The 20,360-nt window shown below is 68.1% G+C and carries 17 protein-coding genes; 7 read left to right on the forward strand and 10 right to left on the reverse strand.

Features of this window, described 5'->3' with window-relative positions; all coding sequences use genetic code 11:
* Position 1: 1 nt before the first annotated feature.
* From AC6CR5_RS25465 to AC6CR5_RS25500, 8 genes are read right to left on the reverse strand one after another with little or no spacing between them, the layout of a single operon-like run.
* Positions 2-1,243, reverse strand: coding sequence for an SDR family NAD(P)-dependent oxidoreductase (locus AC6CR5_RS25465; protein WP_498085039.1), 1,242 nt, complete (start codon positions 1,241-1,243; stop codon positions 2-4).
* Positions 1,240-2,415: a thiolase family protein gene (locus tag AC6CR5_RS25470; RefSeq protein WP_498085040.1), complete on the reverse strand. Its 1,176-nt coding sequence runs from the start codon at positions 2,413-2,415 to the stop codon at positions 1,240-1,242. The genes AC6CR5_RS25465 and AC6CR5_RS25470 overlap by 4 nt, the downstream gene beginning before the upstream one ends.
* Positions 2,412-4,043, reverse strand: coding sequence for an AMP-binding protein (locus tag AC6CR5_RS25475; protein ID WP_498085041.1), 1,632 nt, complete (start codon positions 4,041-4,043; stop codon positions 2,412-2,414). The genes AC6CR5_RS25470 and AC6CR5_RS25475 overlap by 4 nt, the downstream gene beginning before the upstream one ends.
* Before the next feature lie 9 nt (positions 4,044-4,052).
* Positions 4,053-4,544: an aromatic-ring-hydroxylating dioxygenase subunit beta gene (locus tag AC6CR5_RS25480; RefSeq protein WP_498085042.1), complete on the reverse strand. Its 492-nt coding sequence runs from the start codon at positions 4,542-4,544 to the stop codon at positions 4,053-4,055.
* Complete coding sequence (locus AC6CR5_RS25485; protein WP_498085043.1) at positions 4,541-5,854, reverse strand: aromatic ring-hydroxylating dioxygenase subunit alpha; 1,314 nt, start codon at positions 5,852-5,854, stop codon at positions 4,541-4,543. The genes AC6CR5_RS25480 and AC6CR5_RS25485 overlap by 4 nt, the downstream gene beginning before the upstream one ends.
* Positions 5,855-5,880: 26 nt before the next feature.
* Entirely contained in the window at positions 5,881-6,858 is a 978-nt protein-coding gene (locus AC6CR5_RS25490; RefSeq protein ID WP_047992564.1) for a PDR/VanB family oxidoreductase, read from the reverse strand.
* A 22-nt stretch (positions 6,859-6,880) separates the two neighbouring features.
* Entirely contained in the window at positions 6,881-8,425 is a 1,545-nt protein-coding gene (locus AC6CR5_RS25495) for an indolepyruvate oxidoreductase subunit beta family protein (RefSeq protein ID WP_070780932.1), read from the reverse strand.
* A gap of 11 nt (positions 8,426-8,436) precedes the next feature.
* Positions 8,437-10,662 (reverse strand): ferredoxin family protein, encoded by a 2,226-nt coding sequence (locus tag AC6CR5_RS25500; RefSeq protein ID WP_173000809.1) that lies wholly within the window; start codon positions 10,660-10,662, stop codon positions 8,437-8,439.
* 371 nt (positions 10,663-11,033) lie between these two features.
* Here AC6CR5_RS25500 and AC6CR5_RS25505 point away from each other — a divergent pair, with 371 nt between their 5' ends.
* From AC6CR5_RS25505 to AC6CR5_RS25530, 6 genes are all read left to right on the forward strand, one after another.
* Positions 11,034-11,525: a MarR family winged helix-turn-helix transcriptional regulator gene (locus AC6CR5_RS25505; RefSeq protein ID WP_047992658.1), complete on the forward strand. Its 492-nt coding sequence runs from the start codon at positions 11,034-11,036 to the stop codon at positions 11,523-11,525.
* 226 nt (positions 11,526-11,751) lie between these two features.
* Positions 11,752-13,323, forward strand: a complete 1,572-nt coding sequence (locus AC6CR5_RS25510) for an ABC transporter substrate-binding protein (RefSeq protein WP_006388962.1) — start codon at positions 11,752-11,754, stop codon at positions 13,321-13,323.
* 63 nt (positions 13,324-13,386) lie between these two features.
* Positions 13,387-14,376, forward strand: coding sequence for an ABC transporter permease (locus AC6CR5_RS25515; RefSeq protein WP_020925001.1), 990 nt, complete (start codon positions 13,387-13,389; stop codon positions 14,374-14,376).
* Complete coding sequence (locus tag AC6CR5_RS25520) at positions 14,376-15,290, forward strand: ABC transporter permease (RefSeq protein WP_026382652.1); 915 nt, start codon at positions 14,376-14,378, stop codon at positions 15,288-15,290. Before AC6CR5_RS25515 ends, AC6CR5_RS25520 begins: the two co-directional genes overlap by 1 nt.
* Positions 15,291-15,439: 149 nt before the next feature.
* Positions 15,440-16,420 carry an ABC transporter ATP-binding protein gene (locus AC6CR5_RS25525; RefSeq protein ID WP_020924999.1) on the forward strand — a complete coding sequence of 327 codons (981 nt, stop codon included), beginning with the start codon at positions 15,440-15,442 and terminating at the stop codon, positions 16,418-16,420.
* Positions 16,417-17,412, forward strand: a complete 996-nt coding sequence (locus AC6CR5_RS25530) for an ABC transporter ATP-binding protein (RefSeq protein ID WP_054447002.1) — start codon at positions 16,417-16,419, stop codon at positions 17,410-17,412. Before AC6CR5_RS25525 ends, AC6CR5_RS25530 begins: the two co-directional genes overlap by 4 nt.
* A 485-nt stretch (positions 17,413-17,897) precedes the next feature.
* Here the strand turns inward: AC6CR5_RS25530 and AC6CR5_RS25535 are convergent, their stop codons facing one another.
* Both AC6CR5_RS25535 and AC6CR5_RS25540 read right to left on the reverse strand, forming a co-directional pair.
* The gene (locus tag AC6CR5_RS25535) at positions 17,898-18,425 is read right to left on the reverse strand and encodes a hypothetical protein (RefSeq protein ID WP_498085044.1); all 528 of its coding nucleotides are present in this window, start codon (positions 18,423-18,425) and stop codon (positions 17,898-17,900) included.
* A 110-nt stretch (positions 18,426-18,535) separates the two neighbouring features.
* A complete protein-coding gene (locus tag AC6CR5_RS25540) occupies positions 18,536-19,324 on the reverse strand; it encodes an AraC family transcriptional regulator (protein WP_049054627.1) in 789 nt (262 codons plus the stop codon).
* A 98-nt stretch (positions 19,325-19,422) separates the two neighbouring features.
* On the opposite strand from AC6CR5_RS25540, the gene AC6CR5_RS25545 reads away from it, so the two are divergent.
* Complete coding sequence (locus AC6CR5_RS25545; RefSeq protein WP_082402801.1) at positions 19,423-20,349, forward strand: DMT family transporter; 927 nt, start codon at positions 19,423-19,425, stop codon at positions 20,347-20,349.
* The last annotated feature ends 11 nt before the right edge of the window (positions 20,350-20,360 follow it).

Consider the following 20,360-nt stretch of genomic DNA (forward strand, 5'->3'; position numbering starts at 1 on the left):
GTCAGGCGCCCAGTTCCCGTTCCAGTCCCTTGGGGTTCTCCGCCAGCCGCGCGCGGAATTCCTGTGCCACGTCGCCGACGTACACGTCCTCGACGCCATCCCTCAGCGCACGCACGATGGCGCTCGCGATGGCCGTGGGCGCCACGCGCGGGGGCGGCGTGCGCTGCTCCCATTCGTGGTCGACCGGGCCGGGAAACACGTTCACCACGCGCACGCCGGCCGGCCGCATTTCGGCGCGCAGGCACTGCGCCAGCGACAGCGCGGCAGCCTTGGAGGCCGACCACATGCCGCGCGCCGGCAGGTTGAGGTGGGCGTAGATCGACAGCACGTTGACCCAGGCTGTGGCGTTGTTGACGCCGTCGGCGGCGCGGCCGCACAGCGCAGGTCCGAAACCCTGCGCCAGCCGCATCAGGCCCAGCACGTTGACGTCCAGGGCGTCGCGCGCGGTGTTGACGTCCTTGCGACCGAGCAGGCCGCCTTCGCGTTCCAGGTCGGCGGTGTTGACCAGGATCTCGACCTTGCCGCCGATCGATGCGGCGGCGCGTTCGACCGAGTCGCTGTCGGTCACGTCCAGCGCCAGTGCCTGCACCCGCGGATCGGCCGCCAGCGCGTCGAAGCCGGCGTCGCGGCGCCAGGCCTGCGGATCGCCCAGGAACACGGTCGGGCAGCCGGCGTCGAGCAGGGCGCGCGCCACCGCCTGGCCCACCGCCGACTTGCCGTCGGTGACCAGCGCCCGGCGGAATTTCGGATCGCACGAGGTCTCGCGCAGGGTCTTGTCGTCTTCCATATTGGGCGTATTCCTTTCGGGCAGGGCGATCATCACGGCCTGGCCGCCGCGGTCGAGCTTGAGCGCCAGCCGCACGCGGGCGCCGTCGGCGCAATCCTGGTGCACGTGCGCCACCACCGACGGGCCGGCGTCCATGCGCACGGTGCCCACCCGCCACGGCAGGCGTTCACGGAAATAGAGGTCGTTGCTGTGATGCAGCGTGGTGCTGACCAGCAGCACGCCGTTGGGATCCACCGGCCGCCACGGCAGGCGTTCCGACAGGCAATGGCCGCAGACTTCGCGCGGCGGGTACTGCACCGCGCCGCAATCGGCGCACGTCTGCAGCTCGAAGCGACCTTCGGCGGCCGCGGCCGTCAGGCCCAGGGCGGCGCGGCTGCGGGCGCCCGGCGGCAGGGTCGGCTGGCGCGTGCGCGTCACGGGATTCTTGCGCGGCGGCTTGGCTAGCGGCTCGGTCATGCGTCGCTCCTGGCCAGGATGGCCGCGGCGGTGCACAGCCCGCGGTCGTAGTTGATCATGCCGAAGCCGCTGACCAGGCCCAGGCGCGCGTCGGCCACCTGCGTGCCGCCGGCGGTGCCGGTCAGCTGGCGCAGCGCCTCGACCATGCCGAGGTAGCCGCCGGCGGCGCCGGCCTGGCCCACCGACAACTGGCCGCCGTTGGTGTTGAAGGGGAAGCTGCCGTCGATGGTGAAGGTGTTGGCGCGCACGAATTGCGGCGCCTCGCCCTTGGCGCAGAAGCCCAGGTCCTCCATCTGCATCAGGTTGATGACGGGGTAGTCGTCGTAGGCCTGCAGGAAATCCATGTCGGCCGGCGCCGCGTCCGCCATGCCATAGAGTTCGTCGATGTCCAAGGTCCAGCCGCCGCGGGTCTGGATCGGGTCCTCGATCCAGGCGTTGTGGCGCTCGATGGTGGACAGGATGCGGGCGTAGGGCAGGTTCAGCGCCCGCGCCCGGTCTTCGCTCATCACCAGGAAGCCGTCGGCGCCAGCGCAGGGCATGACGCAGTCGAACAGGTGGATCGGGTCGGTGATGACGCGCGCGTCCAGGTATTGCTTGAGCGTCAGCGGCTTCTTCATCAGCGCGTGCGGATAGCGCAGCGCGTTGTCGCGCTGCGCCACGCAAACCTTGCCGAAGTCCTCGCGGGTGGCGCCGGTGCCGCGCATGTAGTGCGCGGTCAGCAGCGCGAAGCTGGCGTTGGGGCCGCCCGCGCCATAGGGGTAGACCGCGTCCTGGGCGAAGCGCGAGAACTGGCTGACGGTGTTGCGGAACGAGTCGACCTGGTTGGTGTCGCCCGCGATGCAGGCGACGATGCCGGCGTCGCCCGCCTGCACCGCGCGCGCGGCGCGGCGCAGCGCGGCGACGCCGCTGGCGCCGCCCATGGGGATGTGGTCGAGCCAGCGCGGGCTCATGCCCAGGTGCTGCGTCAGGCCCACGGCGGTGTCCGGCGCCAGCGTGAAGCTGGACACGCACAGGCCGTCAACGTCGGTCTTGGCGATGCCGGCCTGGCGGATCAGCGCGCCCAGCGCGCGGCCCAGCCACCAATGCGCGGCATGGGTGGAATAGCGCTCGTACGGAATGCTGACGGGCAGGGCCGCCACCACGCCGTCGTAGCGGGCGCGCGGCGTGCTCATCGGGCGGGCTCCTGGCGCTTCTTCAGCGCGGTGGTGTCGACGCAGTTCGTGGTGCCCGGCAGGTTCGGCGCCAGCGCCTTCATTTCGCCGCGCTGGATCTTGTTGGTGGTGGTGAGCGGCAGGCTGTCGACGAAGGCGACGTAGCCGGGCGCCTTGTAATAGGCCAGCTGTTGCAGGCTCCACTGCACGATGTCGCGGGCCGCGTCGGCGCGGGCGGCGGCGTCGGCGGGCGCGGTTTCCGCCACCACGCAGGCCAGCACCTCGTCGCCGCGCACCGGGTCGGGCACGGCGGCCACCGCCACGGCCTTGACCAGCGGATGCTGCAGCAGCACGCTTTCGACTTCCACGGCGGAGATATTCTCGCCGCTGCGGCGGATCACGTTCTTCTTGCGGTCGACGAAGCGCAGCGCGCCGTCGGCCTCGCGGCGCACGATGTCGCCGGTGTGGAACCAGCCGTCCTCCCAGGCCTGCGAAGTGGCCTCGGCGTCCTTCAGGTACCCGGCGAAGAAGCCGTAGCGCGGGTCCTCGCCAGCATGGCGCACCAGCAGCTCGCCCGGCTCGCCGGCCGCGGCCTCGCCGCCGTGGTCGGCGACGATGCGCACCTCTATGTCGTCCTCTTCGCGGCCGAAGCAACTGCTGCCGATGTGGCGCGGCTCCTGGTTGGCGATGATGACGGCCCCGGCGCCGGTTTCGGTCATGGCCCAGGCTTCCAGCAGCGGAAAACCGAAGCGTTCCTCAAAGGGCTGGTGCAGCTTGCGGTCGACGCCCGCGCCGAAACCGAATCGGATGGCTGGCTGCCTGTCCCGCGCCGACGGTTCGGCCTTCATCAGGATCGCCGGCATCACGCCCAGGTAGTGCAGCACGGTGGCGCCGGATTCGCGCACGCTGTCCCACCAGGTCTTGGGGTGGAAGCGGTCCAGCGGGATCAGGCAGCCGCCGGTCAGCACCATGGCCATGGCGGAATAGGCCATGGCGTTCATGTGCACCAGCGGCAGCGGCGTCAGCATGCGCTCCTCGCCGGGGCGCAGCGCGGCCAGGCCCCCGATGCGCGCGTACCAGCCGCCCGCGTGCAGGAAATAGCGGTTCGGCAGGATGCAGCCCTTGGGGCGGCCGGTGGTGCCGGACGTGTACAGCAGCGCGCACTCGGTCAGTTCATCCGGCTCGCCCGCCAGCGGCGCGGGGAAGGGCGCGGCGGGCGGGGCGTCGTCCGGCCCCATCACGCGCAGCGGCCGGCCGGCGCGCTCGGCGGCGGCCAGCAGGTCGGCGTGGCGCTCGGGCAGGGCCACCGCCAGCGCGATTTCGGAATGGCCGGTCAGGTACTCCAGTTCGGCCGCGCGCAGGTCGGGATTGATCGGCACCACCGACACGCCCAGCGCGTTCAGCGCGAACCAGTGCAGGAAGAAGGCGGGACGGTTTTCCAGCAGCAGGCCGGCGCGGTGGCCGTGGCCGTAGCCGGCGCGGGCATAGGCCGCGCGCAGCGTCTCGATGGCGGCGGCAGCCTGCGCATAGCCCAGTTCGCCGGCGCCGATGCCGTAGATGCCGGCGGTTTCCGGCAGGATGCACAGGAAGGGCCGGGCGCCGTGGCGGGCCGCGGTGTCCAGGAAAGCCTGGTGGACGGTGGTGCTCACAAGCCGCTCCTACATGAACAATTGGATGTTGCCGAACGCGGCGTCGCAGTTCACCAGGTCGACGCGCTTGAGGCGGATACGCAGCGCGCCGTCCTGCTCGACCAGGTGATGCGTGGCCCAGCCGGCGTACAGCGTCTGCGCGTCCTGCCGCGTCTCGACGTAATGGAAGGCGGTGCGCACCACGTGGCGGCCCTGGTCCGGCGCCGAATCGGGATGGTCGCGTTCGACCGTGGGCGCCTGTAGCAGGTGATGGCAACGGCTCTTGGGTTGCTGCGAGAAGGTGCGCTGGCCGGCCAGGCGCTCGACCCGCACGCGCAGCAGCAGCTTGTCCTCGTACATCAGCGAGGCGTGCAGGCGAGCGTCGGTCTGGCCGTGGGCCAGCGGCATCCAGTAGTGGCCGTCCTCGGTGTACAGATCCAGCCAGTCCTCGAAGCGCAGCTCGTCGAGCAGGCGCGCCTCGGCGTAGACGAAATCGATCAGGTCGCGGTCGCTCAAGCTCATGCCTGCTCCGTCATGTAGCGGCCCCATGCGCGGTACTGGTTGCGCATCTGCCATTCGTTGGTGCCGTTGGTGGTGACGTTCTTCTGGCCAAGCTCGGCGGGGTCGTACAGGCGGCCGACGTTGACCCAGTCGCGGGCGCGCGATTGCAGGCCGTCCTGCGCGCGCTCGTACATCTCCAGGTCGTCGTGGCCGACCACCGAGGTGGGCGCGTTGATCAGGCGGTTGTACATGAGGGTGCGTTCCAGCAGCAGGTCGGGCGCGCCGACCAGGCGGAAGGTCCACGACTCCACCAGGGTGCGGTCGGCGGCGATCGGCTTGAACACGCGCAGGGTCTGGATCGGGCCCTTGACCATGATGTTGGGGAAGTACACGGTGTTGTGGCGCACGTCGCCCAGGATCTGGCGGGCGCGTTCCTCGCCGTAGGCCGCGACCATGGACTCCCAGTAGCCGGGAATGCCGGAATACGCGGCATGGATCGAGTCGGACACGCCGGTATGACCGTGGCCGTTTTCCCAGACGCGGATGCCCATGTTCTCGAAGAACTCATACGGCGAGATGAACGGCGCGAACAGTTCCACCGCCATCGGCTTGGGCGTGCCGGCCGGGGCCTGTTCCCAGACCTTGACCGCGGTGCCGGCCGACGACTCGTGCGCCACCATCGGATGGCAGGTGTCGGTCTGGTTGTCGACCAGCATCTTCCAGTTGCAGCGGTGCATGTAGCGCAGCACGCCGCCGGCCACTTCCAGCCGGCCCTCGGGCGAGCGGTCGACCATGTTGTCCAGCGTTGACAGCGCGTCGCCGAAGAAGTCCTCGAACGACTGACCGTTCGGGTTCAGGCGGCAGAACACGAAGCCGCGGTGGTTGCGCACGTCTTTCACCGCCGCCATGCCCTGGCTGGCCTCGCACTGCTCCAGGCCGGTGTTCTCATAGCCCTTTTTCAGCGGGATCGACAGCAGGCTGCCGTCGGTCTTGAAGGTCCAGGCGTGATAGGGACAGCGGAAGAACTTGCCGGTGTTGCCGCAGGCGTCGCCCGCCACCATGGTGCCCTTGTGCGGACAGCGGTTGTGCAGCACGCGCACCGAGCGGTCGCTGTGGCGCACCATCACCACCGGCTGATTGCCGACGGTGGTGGTGATGTAGTCGCCGGGGTTGGGCACCTGGCTGTCGTGGCCGACGTAGACCCAGGTGTTGGCGTACAGCCGTTCCATCTCCAGGTCGAACAGTTCATCGTCGATGAACAGGTCCTTGTGCACCTCGGTCTCGCGCAGCAAGGCGCGGATGGCATCGGGGTTGTAGCGGTATTTGGCCATCGTGGTCTCCTCTTCTCGCACCCGGCCTACAGGTCCAGCACCAGGCGCGCCGACTTGGCGCGCGAGATACAGATCTGGATGATCTTGCCGCTGGCTTTCTCGGTGTCCGACAGGTAGTAATCGCGGTGGTCCGGCTCGCCTTCCAGCACGGTGGCCTGGCAAACGCCGCATTCGCCGCGCTTGCAGTCATACATCGGGTCGCAGCCTTCTTCTTCCATCACCTCGACGATGGTCTTGTCGGCGGGAATGGTCAGCACCCGGCCGGACTGGCGCAGCTCGACCTCGAAGGGCTGGTCGCCGGCCTGCGGCGCGGCGCTGGTGAACAGCTCGAAATGGATGTGGGCGTCGGGCCAGTGGCGCGCGCGCGCTTCCTGGATCACGGCGTCTATCAGGCCCTTGGGACCGCAGACGTACAGATGCTGGCGCGGACTGGCGGCGTCCAGCAGCGCCTTCAGGTCGAAGCGGCAGGAGGCATCATCGTCGGCGTGCAGCACCAGCGCGTCGCCGGCCAGCGCCTGCAGTTCCGGAAGGAAGGCCAGTTGGTCGCGGCTGCGGCCGCTGTAGTGCAGTTCAAAGGCGCGGTTGGCGGACTTGAGCGCCGCCGCCATCGACGCCACCGGCGTGATGCCGATGCCGCCGGCGATCAGCACCACCGGCTCGTCGCCGGCCGGGCCCTCGTGCAGCGGGAAGTCGTTTTTCGGCCCTTCGACGCTGAGCGTGTCGCCCACCGCCAGCCCGTGCATGTGGCGCGATCCGCCCGCGCTGGCTTCTTCCAGCCGCACGCCCAGGCGGTATTCGACGGGTTCGGCGAAGCGGCCGGCTTCCGGCGCCAGTTGCACCAGCGAGTAGCAGCGTGGTTCGCGCAGGCCCGGCACGCTGACCTTCAGGTGGGCGCCGGGGCCGAAGGCGGGCAGGGCGCCGCCGTCTTCGCGCGCCAGGCGCAGCGAGCGGATCAGCGGCGATTCCTGCCGGACTTCACGGACGATGAGTTTCAGGGTTTGCACGGCGTTCGTCTCTATCTCGATGTCAGGCGGCCAGTTTCTCGGCCAGTTGGCGTTCCATGGGGCCGCATTTCTCGTCGGCCAGCGCGGCCTGGCGCAGGGCGCGCAGCGAGGCCGCCGCGTCGGGCCGGCCTGCCAGCTTGGCGGCGGCCGCGATCAGCTGGCGGTACTTGCCGCCGCCGCGCGCGTGGGTGTCGCTGTAGCCCTTGACCAGGCGGCGGCAGTTGACGGTCTCGACCGCCAGGTCGTAGTCGCGTGGCGCCAGGTCGGCGATCAGGTCGAGCCATTGCGTCAGGCCTTCGGATTCGATCTGGTGGCGCAGCGTGCGGCGCCGAAAGCGGCGCATGCCGGCCAGCGTGTACAGCATCAGGAAGCCGCCCAGCGTGCCGCTCTGCATGCGACGGCCCTTGCCCAGGCGGCGTTCGACGAAGCCGCCGAAGGCTTTCGACCGTTCCAGCCAGCGGCCCAGCCCGGCCGGCAACGTGCCGCAGATCTCTTCCAGCCGCGGGTGCATGAATTCGGTGGTGTAGACCAGCTGATCCGGTTTGGCGCCGACTTCGGCGCGCACCCGCTCGAAGCGGCTGCCGCGCGTCTTCAGGTCGGCCACGCGGATCACGTCGTCATAGGCCATGGCGGTGGCCAGGTAGCGCGCGGCGGCACACGTCAGCGCCCACTGTTTCGATTCGCCACCGTGGCGCGCGTCCAGTTCGCGGATCGCGGCCATGCGGGCCAGGTAGTCCTCGGCGTATGCCAGGTCCTGGAATTCGATCTGGCGGCGCGCGCCGGCCGTCAGCATCGGCTGCGCACAGGCGGGAAAGTCGCGGGTGATGCGGTCGAGCAAGGCTTGCGCTCTCGGGCTGGCGGCGCGCTCGGGCACGACAGGGACCGGGCGCGCCAGATCGATCGCGGCCGGCTGCGCGGGCGCCTGGTCGGCGGCCTCGAAGCCGAGCGCGAAGGCGCGCAGGCTGGCGTCCACGCCGACGCCAGCGCGGCGCACGGTGGCCTCGAAGTCGTCGCGCGAGAACGGCAGCGCGCCGCTGCCGGCCACGGCGCCGAACAGGCTGGCGCTGATGACGCTGCCGGCGCGGTCGGCCAGGTCCTGCAGGTCGAAGCAGAGGAAGCGGCGGGCCGCCGCGCGGCCGGCTTCCAGCACCTTGTTGGGATCGGCGATGCCGTTGCCGGGGGCCGATTTTTCGCTGACCGCGTAGCTGCGGTGCGATGAGGCGATCAGCACGCTGCGGTCGGGCGTCACCAGCCCGCGCTGGATGGCGCGGCCGCCTTCCATCAGCTCGGCCGCCACCACCAGGTCGACGTCGCCCGGGGTGGGCATCAGCGCCAGCGCCGGCGGGCGGCCGGCGCGGGTTACGTCGGATTCGGGCAGCAGTTCCAGGTAATAGATGGTGGCGCCGGTGCGCTGCGCCACGCCTGGCACCGAGGTGGTCTGGGCCCACCAGCCGGCGTGCTCGGCCATGTCGACGATCCAGTCGGCCAGCACGCCGCCGCCCTGGCCGCCCATGGCCAGGATGGCGATCTTGATGGGAGTGCCTTGCTGCAATGCCACCGGGTTCATGGGGCGGGTCCTCACAGGGCGAATTTGGCCAGGCGCGCTTCGCGGCGGCGCTGCAGGTAGCCGATCACGCCCTGGCGCAGGCGCGCCAGGAAACGGTCGCGGCCGCTGGGGTTGTGGACGATGTCGGCGCGGTAGAACGACGGGCACAGCACGGCGGCGTGCGCCACTTCGCCGCAGTTGCCGCAGCCGACGCAGCTGCTCTCCACGTGGGCCACCGGATCTTCCTTGAGCGGATCGCCGCTGTCTTTGACCGTCAGCGACGGGCAGCCGGACAGCCGGATACAGGCATGGTCGCCGGTACAGACGTCGGGGTCGACGCCGAAGCGTTCCTTGACCACGCGCTTGCCGGCCTTGACCGCCTGGTTGAACAGCGGCTTGATGCGGCGCTGCTTGTTCAGCATGCATTCCGACTGGGCGATGATGACCTTGGGGCCCTTGATGTCGGTGGTCAGCGCTTCCTCGATGGTGGCGCGCACCTTGGCCACGTCATAGGTGCGGTCCAGCGTGCGCACCCACTTCACGCCCACGCCGCGCACGGCCTGGTCGATGGGATTGTTGGTGGAGCGGTCGGGATTCTCGGCGCGCGAGGACAGGATGTCCTGGCCGCCGGTGGCCGAGGCGTAGAAGTTGTCGACGATGACGATGACGCCGTCGTACTTGTTGAACACCGCGTTGCCGATGCCCGAGGCCAGGCCGTTGTGCCAGAAGCCGCCGTCGCCCATGATCGAGATGGGCCGCTTGGCCGCCGGCACGTTGAAGGCCGCGGCGCTCGATGCGCCCAGGCCGTAGCCCATGGTGGTCGCGCCCAGGTTGAACGGCGGCAAAATCGAGAACAGGTGGCAGCCGATGTCGCAGGAAATGTGGTGCTGGCCCAGCGTTTCCTGCGCCAGCGTCAGGGCCGAGAAGATCGGCCGTTCCGGACAGCCGGTACAGAAGCCGGCCGGGCGCGGCGGCACCACCGCGGCGAGTTCGGCGACGTGCTTGTGGAAGGTGATGGGCTGTTCGGCCGGCCGCGGCGCGGGCTTGGGCCGCGTGATCTCGGTGACCTGCAACGTCGTTTCCGCCGCGGCGCTGTCGGCGGCCACGGCGGGATGGGTCTGCAGCGATTCGGGGCGCTCGCGCTTGAGGAATTCGCGCAGGCCGTCGCGCATCACCTGGGTGGTGTATTCGCCGGCCATCGGCAGCACGTCCTTGCCGGACAGCTTCGTATCGACGCCGGCCTTGCGCAGCACCGCGTGCAGGGCCTGTTCCAGGTAATCGGGCTGGCCTTCCTCGAGCAGCAGCACGGCGCGCTTGCCGCGGCAAAAGTCGATGACCTCGTCTTCGATGACAGGGTAGGCCACGTTCATCACATACAGCGGAATGCGGCTGTTGCCGAAGTGATCCGCCAGGCCCAGCAGTTGCAGGGCGCGGATCACGCCGTTGTACAGGCCGCCCTGCAGGATCAGGCCGATGTCGTCCTGGTCGCCGTCGAAGTGCTCGTTGAGCTTGTGTTCCTTGATATAGCGGATGGCGGCGGGCCAGCGTTCCTTGATCTTTTCCTGCTCGTGCAGGAACGAGGCCGGCGGCAGCACGATGCGGCTGGTGTCGCGCGCCGGGCTTTCCAGCGCCTGGGCCAGCGAGAACGCCGGCCGCTGGTTGTCCTTGGCGATGAAGCGGCCGTGCACGTGGCAGCCGCGGATGCGCAGTTGCAGCATCACTGGCGTTTTGCTGGCTTCCGACAGCGCGAAGCCGTCTTCCACCGCTTTGACCATGCTTTCCAGGTTGGGACGCGGATCGAGTAGCCAGATCTGCGACTTCATGGCGAACGCGTGCGAGCGTTCCTGCATGATGGACGAGCCTTCGCCGTAGTCCTCGCCGACGATGACCAGCGCGCCGCCAGTGACGCCGCCCGATGCCAGGTTGGCCAGCGCGTCGGAGGCGACGTTGGTGCCGACGGTGGATTTCCAGGTGACTGCGCCGCGGATCGGGTACATGACCGAGGCGGCCAGCGTGGCGGCGGCGGTGGCCTCGGAGGCGCTGGCCTCGAAATGCACGCCGAGTTCCTGCAGGATGTCGTTGGCGTCGGCCAGCACGTCCATCAGGTGCGAGATGGGCGAGCCCTGGTAGCCCGCGACGTAGCCCACCCCGGATTGCAGCAGCGCCTTGGTGACCGCGAGGATGCCCTCGCCGCGGAACTCTTCGCCCGCGCCGATGCGCAACTGCTGGACTTCTTTCTTGAAAGACCTTTCAGCCATCTCGAACTCCTCCACGCGGACCGGCATCCGGGTCCCGAAGCCATGCTGCTGCGCAGCACGCTCATGTCACGAAATTTCGCTCTGAAAAATACTTTAGGAGTCAACGTTTTAGCTGTCAACAAAAAAGATGAAATTTCATGGAATCAAAAAAATATCACGCTAAAACAAGGATGTATATACTGGTTGTTCTCTATCCTAAGGACCGGGAAAAGGCGCTTTGATGGTGCAAAAACGGGTTGCGATTCGGGGTATACCCTGTGCTGCGCAACAGCATTGCGCCGCGTCATGGCGCAGGCCGGCGCCAACGTGGTGCAATGCGCCTGCCGGCCTCGGGTCGCCTATTCAATATTGATGCGTGGGAGCAGAACAACATGCGGTCGGACAAGCACGGCGATACCCTGGCCGGCGGCGCGCGGTTCGTCGACGACTACCTGGCCTACCTGCTGGCGCAGGCCAGCCAGCGCATTTCGGCGGAGTTCCACCAGCAGGTGAAGGCGGCCGGCCTGTCGGTCACCGAATGGCGGGTGCTGGCCAGCCTGGAAGGCAGCGCCGGCGAGACCATCGGCGACCTGGCGGTGCTGGCCATCACCAAGCAGCCGACGCTGAGCAAGGTGGTGCAGCGCATGGAGGCCGAAGGGCTGGTGGCGCGCAACGGGGTGCGCGCCGACCGGCGCCAGACCCGGGTCTGCATCACCACCAAGGGCCGCAACCTCATTGCCGCGCTGTGCGAGCAGGCGAAGCAGCACCAGAAGGCGGTGCTGGCCCCTTTCGGCGAAGAAAAGGCCACCCTGCTGATTGACATGCTGCGGGTGCTGATGACCGAGCATGTGCCGCTCGACCTGCCGCTGGAGGCCGACGAGTAGGGCGGCACCGGGCCGCCAGGGGCCGAGCCCTTGATGAGGCGCGTTGCGGTCGGGTGAACACCGTTTACATCAAGAGAACAGCGATTTTTTTGTCATATTTTTATACGTCCCTAAATAGGTTCTCCCTGGGAAAACCCCCTCCGGTACGCATAAACCCTTAATTGACGCGGGTCTTGGCGCTAGGCAATATCGCGCCGGTATTCAGACTACAGTCAGGAGTTGAACCATGCGCCGCACTTTGATTGCCATCGCGATCGCCGCCGCCGTGGCCGTGCCCTCGATCGGGCAGGCCAAGACCTTCCGTTGGGCCGCCCAGGGCGACATCCTCACCTTCGATCCGCACTCGCAGAACGAAGGCATGACGATCGCCGCCAACAGCTATGTCTATGAACCGCTGGTGGACTACGACAAGGACTTCAAGGTGGTGCCGCGCCTGGCAACCGAATGGCAGCAGGTTTCGCCCACGCTGTACCGCTTCAAGCTGCGTCCCGGCGTCAAGTTCCACGACGGCGCCGCCTTCACGGCCGACGACGTGGTGTTCTCGGTGCATCGCGCCATGGCGCCCACCTCGAACTACAAGGCCTACACCACCGGCATCAAGGAAGCGCGCAAGATCGACGACCTGACGGTCGAGATCGAGACCACGGCGCCCAACCCGGTGCTGCTGCGCCAGCTGCCCAACGTGTTCATCATGAACAAGGCCTGGTCGGAGAAGAACAACATCGCCAAGCCGCAGGACTTCGTCAACAAGGAAGAGACCTACGGCGCGCGCAACACCAACGGCACCGGCCCGTACAAGCTGAAGTCGCGCGAAGTCGACGTGCGCACCGTGTTCGAAGAAAACAAGGACTGGTGGAACAAGGCCGGCAAGGTCGGCAACGTGACCGAAGTGGTGTTCACGCCGATCAAGCAGAACGCCACGCGCACCGCGGCGCTGCTGTCCGGCGAGATCGACTTCGTGCTCGACCCGGCCGCGCAGGATCTGGACCGCCTGCGCCAGTCGGCCAAGGTGGTCGAGGGCAACGAGTACCGCACCATCTACCTGGGCCTGGACCAGAAGCGTCCCGAGCTGCAGTATTCCAACATCAAGGGCAAGAACCCGTTCCAGGACATCCGCGTGCGCGAGGCGCTGTACCGCGCGATCGACGTCGACGCCATCAAGCGCGCCGTGATGCGCGGCCTGTCGGCGCCCACCGGCACCATGATCGCGCCGCAGGTCCACGGCTGGACCGAGTCGCTGCACAAGCGCGTGCCCTACGATCCCGAAAAGGCCCGCGCCCTGCTCAAGGAAGCCGGCTACGATGGCACCCTGAACTTCACGCTCGACTGTCCCAACAACCGCTACATCAACGACGAAGCCATCTGCCAGGCCGTGGTCGGCATGTGGGCCAAGGTGGGCGTGAAGGCGACCATGAACGCCATGCCGCGTTCGACCTACTTCCCCAAGGTGCAGAGCTCCGACACCAGCGCCTACCTGTTCGGCTGGGGCGTGCCCACGTTCGACGCCATGTACACGCTGCAGAACCTGATCCGCACCAAGGGCGAGGGCGCGGACGGCATGTACAACCTGGGCAACTACAGCAACAAGGAACTTGATGCGATCATCGACCGCATCAAGACCGAAACCGACGCGGCCAAGCGCGACGCCGACATCCACAAGGTGCTGGAAGTGCACGCCAAGGAATTCGGCCACATCCCGCTGCACGACCAGGTCATTCCCTGGGCCATGCGCAAGAACGTGTCGGTGATCCACCGCGCGGACAACCGCCTCGTTGCCGACTGGGTCAAGGTCGACTGACCCCGCCCCGGCTAACCAGACAGCGAAGCCCCGCGGGGCTTCGCCGTTTTGCCTTTCCCGCCTATGTTTGCTTTCATACTGCGTCGCCTGTTGCAGGCCGTAGCGGTGATGCTCACCGTCGCGCTACTGGCCTTCGTGCTTTTCCAATACGTCGGCGACCCTGTCACCATCATGCTGGGGCAGGACGCCACCGATGCCGAGCGCATCGAGTTGCGTGAGCGCCTGGGGCTGAACGAGCCCGCCATCGTCCAGTTCGGCCATTTCGTGGCCAACGCCGCGCAGGGCAATTTCGGCATTTCCCTGCGCCAGAGCGAACCGGTCTCGAGCCTGCTCAAGTCGCGCCTGCCGGCCACGCTGGAGCTGTCCCTGGTGGCGGCCCTGCTGGCGCTGGTGGTGGGCGTGCCGCTGGGCGTGTACACCGCGCTCAAGCGCAACAGCCTGCTGTCGCAGCTGCTGCTGGCCGGTTCGCTGCTGGGCGTGTCGTTGCCGACCTTCCTGATCGGCATCCTGCTGATCCTGGTGTTCTCGGTGCAACTGGGCTGGCTGCCCAGCTACGGCCGCGGCGACACCGTGGCGCTGGGCTGGTGGACCTCGGGCCTGTTCACGGCGACAGGCTGGAAGCACCTGATCCTGCCGTCGATCACGCTGTCGCTGTTCCAGATGACGCTGGTGCTGCGGCTGGTGCGCTCCGAAATGCTGGAGGTGCTGCGTTCGGACTACATCAAGTTCGCCCGCGCCCGCGGCCTGAAGCGGCGCGCCATCCATTTCGGTCACGCGCTCAAGAACACCATGGTACCCGTCATCACCATCACCGGCCTGCAGCTGGGCGGCATCATCGCTTTTGCCATCGTGACCGAGACGGTGTTCCAGTGGCCCGGCATGGGGCTGCTGTTCATCCAGGCGGTGCAATTCGCCGACGTGCCGGTGATGGCCGCGTACCTGTGCCTGATCGCGCTGGTGTTCGTGGTGATCAACCTGATCGTCGATCTTCTGTATTTTGTCGTGGACCCGCGCCTGCGCTCCGGGCTGACCCGCGGCGGAGGTGGCCACTGATGCGTGCCGTTCTGAAACGCTGGTGGGACAGCGACATTGCCTGGGCCTGGCGCCGGGCGCCCGTGGCCATCGTCGCCACCGTCATGCTGGCGCTGCTGCTGATCGGCTCGTTCGGCGCCGGCTGGGTGGCGCCGCACAATCCGTTCGACCTGACCAAGGTCGAGCTGCTGGATGCGCTGCTGCCGCCGGCCTGGTCGCCCAACGGCCAGTCGACCTATCTGCTGGGTACCGACAGCCAGGGCCGCGACCTGTATTCGGCGATCCTGTACGGCACCCGCGTGTCGCTGCTGATCGGCCTGGCCTCGGTGCTGCTGTCGATGCTGATCGGCATCGTGCTGGGGCTGATCTCGGGCTACGCGGGCGGACGCATCGATGCCTTCATCATGCGCATCGCCGACGTGCAGCTGTCGTTCCCGGCGATCCTGATCGCGCTGCTGATCGATGGCGTGGCGCGCGCGGCGGTGCCGCGCGAGCTGCACGAGATCATCGCGTTCCCGGTGCTGATCGGCGCCATCGCGCTGGCCGGCTGGCCGCAGTACGCGCGCACGGTGCGCGGCTCGACCCTGGTGGAGAAGAACCGCGAATACGTGCAGGCGGCGCGCGTGATCGGCGTGGCCTCGCCCGTGATCATGTTCCGCCACGTGCTGCCGAACGTGCTGGGGCCGGTGCTGGTGCTGGCCACCGTGCACCTGGCGACGGCCATCATCACCGAGGCGACGCTGTCGTTCCTGGGAGTGGGGGTGCCGCCGACGGCGCCGTCGCTGGGCACGCTGATCCGCATCGGCAACGATTTCCTGTTTTCCGGCGAATGGTGGATCACCATCTTCCCGGGCGCGGCGCTGGTGCTGCTGGTGTTGTCGGTCAACCTGCTGGGCGACTGGCTGCGCGACGCACTCAACCCGCGCCTAGGGTGATGGCCCACCCCCGAAGCGCTGCGCGCTTCCCCCTCAAGGGGGCATGCTGGCGGACCGGCGAAGCCGGCTCCGCGGCATCCCGATGGCCCCGTCGGCATTTCATCGGCCTCGGGGGCGCTGTACGTGGAACACGAATTTGAGAAATACCTATGAGCGCATTACTTGAAGTCCGCAACCTGCGCGTGGAGTTCCCCACGCGTCGCGGCACGCTGCTGGCCCTGGACGACGTGTCCTTTTCGATCCAGGCAGGCGAAGTCCTGGGCGTGGTGGGGGAATCGGGCGCCGGCAAGTCGCTGACCGGCGCGTCGATCATCGGTCTGCTGGAACCGCCTGGCCGCATCGCGGCCGGCGAGATCCTGCTGGCGGGCCGGCGTATCGACAACCTGCCCGACGAGCAGATGCGCCGCGTGCGCGGCCGCGAGATCGGAGCAGTGTTCCAGGACCCGCTGACCTCCCTGAATCCGCTGTACACGGTGGGCCGGCAACTGGCCGAGACCATCGTGACGCATCTGGACATGAGCTGGTCGCAGGCGCGCAACCGCGCGGTCGAGCTGCTGGCGGCCACCGGCATCCCGGCGGCGCGCGAGCGTATCGATCATTACCCGCACCAGTTCTCGGGCGGCATGCGGCAGCGTGTGGTGATCGCGCTGGCGCTGGCGGCCGAGCCGAAATTGGTGGTGGCGGACGAGCCGACCACGGCGCTGGACGTGTCGATCCAGGCGCAGATCATCGAGCTGCTCAAGCGCCTGTGCCGCGAGCAGGGCACGGCGGTGATGCTGATCACGCACGACATGGGCGTGATCGCGGAAACGGCGGACCGGGTGGCGGTGATGTACGCGGGACGCGTGGCCGAGATCGGCCCCGTGCGCGACGTTATCCACCAGCCGCGCCATCCGTACACGATGGGGCTGATGGGATCGATCCCGTCGTTGCAGGGACATGCCGAGCGGCTGGTGCAGATCGACGGCAGCATGCCGCGGCTGAACGCGATTCCGCCGGGCTGTGCCTTCAATCCGCGTTGCGGGCGGCGCCTGCCGCGCTGCGGCCAGGATCGGCCTGAATTGATGCCGGCGGGCACGTCCCGAGCGGCTTGTTGGTTGCATGAGAGCGAAGTCGAGGTGACGCCATGAGCACGCCGTTGGTGCAAGTGAAGGACGCGGCGCGCTGGTTCGATGTGTCGCCGCCCTGGCTGGAGCGCAAGCTGGCGGGCAAGCCGCGGGTGATGCTGCGCGCAGTGGACGGCGTGTCGTTCGAGATCAATCGCGGCGAGACCCTGGCGCTGGTGGGCGAGTCGGGCTGCGGCAAGTCGACGGTGGCGCGCATGCTGGTGGGGCTGTATGGGCTGACGCGCGGCGACATCCGTTTCGACGGCCAGCCGCTGTCGCGCATGTCGGAGCCGGGCGGGCGCGAGCTGCGCAAGCGGCTGCAGATGATTTTCCAGGATCCGTACGCGAGCCTGAACCCGCGCTGGCGCGTCGGCCGCATCATTGCCGAGCCGATGCTGACGCATACGAAAATGACGCCGGCCGAGCGCACGGCGCGGGTCGGCGAGCTGCTCAGGCAGGTGGGGCTGGATCCGGCCGACCAGAGCCGCTATCCGCACCAGTTCTCGGGCGGGCAGCGCCAGCGCATTTCGATCGCGCGGGCGTTGGCGGTGAATCCGGAGTTCCTGGTGTGCGACGAGCCGACGTCGGCGCTGGATGTATCGGTGCAGGCGCAGGTGCTGAACCTGATGAAGGACCTGCAGCGCGAGCTGGGGCTGACCTATCTGTTCATCTCGCACAATCTGGCGGTGGTGCATCACGTGGCCGATCGGGTCGGGGTGATGTACCTGGGGCGGATGGTGGAGGTGGCGCCGCGCGACGAGCTGTTCGCGCGGCCGCGGCATCCGTATACGCGGATGCTGCTGGCGGCGATTCCGGATATCGATGGGGCCGGCAAGCCGCGCACGGCGGTGGCGGGGGAAGTGCCGAATCCGTTGAATCCGCCGTCGGGGTGCACGTTTCATCCTCGGTGTCCGCATGCGAATGAGCGGTGTAGGGGGGAGGCGCCTGTGGGGCGGATGGCGGGGGGGGCGGTGGTGGCTTGCCATGCGGTGGAGGAGGGGCGGATTGCGGGGTGATCTTTTGCTTGCTGGCCTTGTAAGGGGTTCTTGAGGCGCCTGTCGCGGCGCGGGGCGGGGTGCGCGGGGCTACGATTGCGGTCCGGAGCCTTCGCTCCGGACTTCCCCTTCCTCATCTTCGTCCAGGCCTTCGGCCTTCCCTTCAGATTCCGTCGGGCGCATCTACACGCCCCGCGCACCCCGCCCCGCGCCACGACAGACTCGCGTCGGTGGCTCATGACGGGCGCTTGGGGGAGTGGTGTGCTTGGCGTTTTTGCCGACACTGTCGTGGGGGGAGCGTCTTGCGGGGCTGCTGCAACGGGGCCGCGCGGGCGGCCCGTTGCAGCGTCTGGGTGGTGGGGCGTCGAGGCGGTGCTGGTTTGCCCGCTTGCCGGTTTTTTGGCGGGGCGGTGTCGCGGGGGCGTGATTTTGGCAAAGGGCTTCTTTCTGGAAGCCCTTTTGCTTGTTGGCGGCGGCTTATTGTGTCTTGCCGCCTGCCTGCTGGTTCAGTGACGGTGGCCGGGGTCGTTGTGGTCGTGGGGGGGGGCGTGAGCGTCGTCCTCGTCCTCGTCCTCGTCGTCTTCTTCCTCGTCTTCCTCATCCGGGTCGGGCAGGGGTTCCTCGGTCAGGGCGAAGGGCAGGACATCTTCCAGGTTGTCGGACCAGGCGGATTCCTCGCCGTCGTGGTCGAGCTTGATGAAGCGTTCGCCTTCGTTCAGCGAGATCTGGATGGCCCAGAGGTAGAGGCAGTCGTAGGTGTCGTCGCCGGTCGGGGGCAGGCCGCCACGGTTGCCGAGCAGGCGGGCGCCGGGGCCGCCGAGCTGGACGTGGGTCTGTTCTTCGTCGGGTTCGGCGTTCTCGTCGATGGGCACGCCATAGGTGACCCATTCGGTGCCTTCTTCACCCAACACGACTTCGGCCAGGACGGGCTTGCCCAGGTAGGCGCTGAGGGCGTCGGCGGTCTTGGCGAGCATGTCCAGTTCGGTCGCGCTGAAGTGGGTCAGGGAAGGCGGGGGCGTGGCGGAGGCGGACATGGGGGTTCCTGGCGCGATGATGCCGCGGGGACGGCGTTACGAAAAAAATGCAGACGCTATTGTCTCGCGATCGCGCGCGGCGTGCATCGGGCGCTTGGATTACGCGCGTTTCAGGCGGGCGCGGCGGCGCGCTTGCGGGCGCTGTCGGGGGACTGGCCGGTCAGGCGCTGGAACATGGCGATGAAGGCGGACGGCGTGCTGTAGCCGAGTTCGCGCGATACGGCCTGTACCGGTTGGCCGGCGTCGAGCATTTCCAGCGCACTGACCACGCGCAAGCGTTGGCGCCATTCGTTGAATGACATGCCCAGGTGTTGCTGGCAGTGGCGCAGCAGGGTGCGTTCGGTGATGCCGGCGGTGGCGGCCCAGTAGGCGGCGCCGCGCTTGTCGCCAGGCTGGCGTTGCAGGGCGGTCAGGATGGGGGCCAGCACGGGTTCGGTCGCGGACGGCAGGTAGCTGGCGTAGGCGGGGGCGACGCGGATCTGGTCGATGACCACTTGCGCCAGGCGCCGGTCTTCCGGCGTATCTGGATAGGCGATGCCGCGCCGTTCGAAGTCGGCCAGAATGGCGCGCATGACGGGACTGATCTCCAGCGTGCAAGGCCTGGCGGGCAGGTCGGCGCAGGCGGCGGCCGGAATGTCGATGCAGGCGTAGTGCACTTCCCCCTGGTTCTGGCAGCAGTGCGAGACGCGCGGCGGTATCCAGATGGCGTATTGGGGCGGCGACAGGTAGGTGCTGTCCTCGATGCCGATTTCCATGATGCCGGACAGGGCGAAATTCAGTTCGCCCCAGGGCGAGCTGTGGCGCTGGACGCGCGAGTGCGGCAGGAAGTGCAGGATGCGGCAGGCCAGCGGATAGGGCCGGCCCGGGCCAAGGCTGGGCGGCGATACGGCGAGGTCCATGTCCGAAGTTCACTGGTGTTTGTCGGTTTTTCATTATATACATCAAGTCGGACAAATCCTACACTGGCCAGCCGTAATCCTGTTTTGGCAGTTGTTCCATGACGCGCGCAGATGCTTCGCCCACCCCGGCTCGCTATTTGTTGTTCCCGCTGCTGGCGGCTTTGATCTGGTCGGTCAACATGATCGTGACCAAGATGGCGGCCGGCGTGATCGCGCCGGCCGCCATCGGCTTTTACCGCTGGGCGCTGGCCGGGCTGCTGCTGACGCCGTTCGCGCTGCCGGCCGCCTGGCGCCAGCGGCGCGCGCTGTGGCCTTACCTGCCCAAGTTCGCGGTGCTGGGCGGCCTGGGCATGGCGCTGTACCAGGGCCTGGCCTATGTGGCGGCCAGCAGCACCACCGCCACCAACATGGGCATCATCACCGCGATGATTCCGTTGCTGACGATCGCGGTCGGCGCCGCGGTGTTGCGCGAGCGTCCCTCCCTGATGGCGCTGCTGGGCGGCCTGCTGTCGCTGGCGGGGCTGGCGTTGCTGATCGGCGAAGGCGATCCGGCGCGCCTGCTGTCGGTGGGCGCGAACCATGGCGACGTGCTGATGGGCGTGGCCGCGCTGGCCTATGCGTTGTACGGCGTGCTGCTGCGGCGCTGGGGCCTGCCGGCCGGACCGTGGGTGTCGCTGTACGTGCAGGTGGCGTTCGGCGTGCTGTTCCAGTTGCCCACCTTCCTGATGGCGCCGGCCTCGCCGCTCAATGCCGAGAACCTGCCGCTGGTGCTGTATGCGGGCCTGTTCCCGTCGCTGTTCGCGCCGTTCCTGTGGATGCAGGGCGTGCGCCACCTGGGGCCGGCCCGCGCCAGCGTGTTCCTGAACCTGATGCCGGTGGCCACGGTGGCGATCGCGGCGCTGTTCCTGGACGAGAAACCGCACCTGTTCCACATCGTTGGCGGCGCGATGGCGCTGGCCGGCGTGATGCTGGCGCAGATGCGCGCGCCATTCGCCGGCGCGCGCCGCGCGCGGGTTGCCTCGTAGGGGCTTTCCGC

The organism is Achromobacter sp. EG18 (genome assembly GCF_059759395.1).

What these genes read in the sequence shown, in the direction of transcription:
- AC6CR5_RS25510 (WP_006388962.1), top strand. Translation starts at nt 11,752, where the DNA reads ATGCGCCGCACTTTGATTGCCATCGCGATCGCCGCCGCCGTGGCCGTG.
- AC6CR5_RS25525 (WP_020924999.1), top strand. Translation starts at nt 15,440, where the DNA reads ATGAGCGCATTACTTGAAGTCCGCAACCTGCGCGTGGAGTTCCCCACG.
- AC6CR5_RS25505 (WP_047992658.1), top strand. Translation starts at nt 11,034, where the DNA reads ATGCGGTCGGACAAGCACGGCGATACCCTGGCCGGCGGCGCGCGGTTC.
- AC6CR5_RS25540 (WP_049054627.1), bottom strand. Translation starts at nt 19,324, where the DNA reads ATGGACCTCGCCGTATCGCCGCCCAGCCTTGGCCCGGGCCGGCCCTAT.
- AC6CR5_RS25535 (WP_498085044.1), bottom strand. Translation starts at nt 18,425, where the DNA reads ATGTCCGCCTCCGCCACGCCCCCGCCTTCCCTGACCCACTTCAGCGCG.
- AC6CR5_RS25530 (WP_054447002.1), top strand. Translation starts at nt 16,417, where the DNA reads ATGAGCACGCCGTTGGTGCAAGTGAAGGACGCGGCGCGCTGGTTCGAT.
- AC6CR5_RS25470 (WP_498085040.1), bottom strand. Translation starts at nt 2,415, where the DNA reads ATGAGCACGCCGCGCGCCCGCTACGACGGCGTGGTGGCGGCCCTGCCC.
- AC6CR5_RS25485 (WP_498085043.1), bottom strand. Translation starts at nt 5,854, where the DNA reads ATGGCCAAATACCGCTACAACCCCGATGCCATCCGCGCCTTGCTGCGC.
- AC6CR5_RS25500 (WP_173000809.1), bottom strand. Translation starts at nt 10,662, where the DNA reads ATGGCTGAAAGGTCTTTCAAGAAAGAAGTCCAGCAGTTGCGCATCGGC.
- AC6CR5_RS25480 (WP_498085042.1), bottom strand. Translation starts at nt 4,544, where the DNA reads ATGAGCTTGAGCGACCGCGACCTGATCGATTTCGTCTACGCCGAGGCG.
- AC6CR5_RS25465 (WP_498085039.1), bottom strand. Translation starts at nt 1,243, where the DNA reads ATGACCGAGCCGCTAGCCAAGCCGCCGCGCAAGAATCCCGTGACGCGC.
- AC6CR5_RS25545 (WP_082402801.1), top strand. Translation starts at nt 19,423, where the DNA reads ATGACGCGCGCAGATGCTTCGCCCACCCCGGCTCGCTATTTGTTGTTC.
- AC6CR5_RS25515 (WP_020925001.1), top strand. Translation starts at nt 13,387, where the DNA reads ATGTTTGCTTTCATACTGCGTCGCCTGTTGCAGGCCGTAGCGGTGATG.
- AC6CR5_RS25520 (WP_026382652.1), top strand. Translation starts at nt 14,376, where the DNA reads ATGCGTGCCGTTCTGAAACGCTGGTGGGACAGCGACATTGCCTGGGCC.
- AC6CR5_RS25495 (WP_070780932.1), bottom strand. Translation starts at nt 8,425, where the DNA reads ATGAACCCGGTGGCATTGCAGCAAGGCACTCCCATCAAGATCGCCATC.